1 protein-coding gene and 1 pseudogene are annotated in these 1,984 nt (G+C 33.3%); one reads left to right on the top strand and one right to left on the bottom strand.

Features of this window, described 5'->3' with window-relative positions; translation table 11 throughout:
• Window positions 1–530: 530 nt before the first annotated feature.
• Window positions 531–1,384, bottom strand: a pseudogene (locus FTV34_RS17130) (LysR family transcriptional regulator ArgP).
• 97 nt (window positions 1,385–1,481) lie between these two features.
• Here FTV34_RS17130 and FTV34_RS17135 point away from each other — a divergent pair.
• On the top strand, window positions 1,482–1,984 hold a 503-nt coding region (locus FTV34_RS17135), incomplete at its 3' end, for a LysE/ArgO family amino acid transporter (RefSeq protein ID WP_180070871.1).

Here is a 1,984-nt window from a genome sequence, read left to right on the forward strand (position 1 = left end):
ACAATCACGTTATGAGATGTATACATCGCAATCTGATAGGTAATTTAAGGAATAAAAAAACCCCGGCATCCTGCCGAGGTTTTTCGTATTGGTTTGCTCGGTATAACTCCTGTCGTACCTTACTGTCCTTGTGCGTATCTGTATTCTTATTATTGTGTGGAACTTCCTGTTCCTGATGACTTCATCATAGTAAAAATGGGTTGAGGTGAATATCCGCAAAGTCCCTAAATTACTGTGCGCCAGGGCGTACAAAATAGCCTAAATTTTATCCACAAAAATTGGGGATAATTTCGGATGCAAGAGTCTTGTTACTTGGGCAAAAATGCGGAAATTGAGTATTTTTTAACCAATTTTAGTGGCTAAATATTACAAAGTTGCTTAAAAACTCACCAACTTATTACAGAAGCTAATTTTTGTGCATTTTGTGCTCAAGGTTGGGTTTTTAAGTTGTTGATAAATAAAAATATTTTTAAAAGCGTTTCGTATAAGCTCTATTATGTTAAATAGGTAGGGAATCAGGCTCAATCATTTTATTTTAAGATGAGTTTTGAGTACTTAATTATATGGTCTGTAACACTTTCTAAATGGTAAGGTTGATGAATCCAATGATGCCAGTAGAGTTGAACTTTATTTTCTAATTCTGGACATAAATCAATCATTTCATCTTGATCATAGAGGCTATTTAATTGGAATTCTGGAACCATTCCGTAACCTATTCCAAGTCGTATAGCGGTCAAAAAAGATTCTGAAGAGGGTATTAAGTGAAAAGGGTAACTACCCTTTGTTAGACCGAATTGCTTTACTAAAATATCAAAATGAAGATGGTCTTTTTCATTAAATATTACAGCAGGTGCTAAGCATAGGGCTTGTCTATTTATGCCACTAGCAAACCATTTTTTTATGAATGCTTTTATTGAGAATTACATCCTTTCATAGGTTTAGGTTCAATTGAGATACACGCATTAACAATTCCTTTTTCTAGTAAGGAATATGTATGAGCCTGATCATCAACGATTAGATTCAGCAATATTTTATTTTTTATAAGTACATCTTTGAGGGTTGGAAGTAACCAGGTTGCTAGGCTATCGGCATTAGATGCAATAACCACTTTAAAAAATTCAGCTTGTGACTTATTCATCAAATCATGTAAAAAATTCTGTTCCAATCTTTGACTTTTCTTTAAATATTCAAATACTTGCTGACCTGATGTGGTTAATTTACAAGGCTTACTACGTATTATTAATAACTGTCCTAATTCTTTTTCTAAAGCTTGCAATCTTAAGGTTACAGCAGATGGAGTCAGGCAGAGCATTTTTCCTGCCTGATCGAAACTACCAGTCTCAACTACCGCTAAAAAGGCTTCGCATTGTTTTTTTTCTAACATAAGAATTATTTAGCCAACCCAAAATATTCTTAATTTTAATGAATAAAAAAAACAAATACACATAATTCAAATAAATAGATACTTCAGATAAGTCAATATGGTTACATTTTTAACAGGATTGGGGGTTGGGTTTTCTCTCATATTAGCCATTGGTGCTCAAAATGCTTTTGTTCTGAGACAAGGACTTAAGCGTGAATATGTTTTTAGTGTTTGTCTTATATGCGCCTTATCTGACTCTATTCTTATTTATTTAGGAACTACAGGATTCTCAAAGATCGTTGAAGAATTTCCTTTAATTACTATTTTTGCTCAATATTTTGGAGCTGTATTTTTATTCATTTATGGTTTGAGAAGCTTCTATTCAGCTTTTAGAAAACATACGCGTCTTGATCCGAGTAATATTGAAAAAGCTAATATTTATCATGTGCTAGGTACTTGTTTAGCATTTACCTGGCTCAACCCTCATGTTTACTTAGATACCGTTGTACTAATGGGTTCTATTTCCACGAACTTTGAAAGCGAGCTGCATATATTTACTATGGGAGCAATCCTATCTTCTTGGATATTCTTCTTTTCTTTAGGACATGGAGCAAAATTTCT

The organism is Acinetobacter sp. YH16038 (assembly GCF_013417275.1).
Taxonomy (GTDB): Bacteria; Pseudomonadota; Gammaproteobacteria; order Pseudomonadales; family Moraxellaceae; genus Acinetobacter.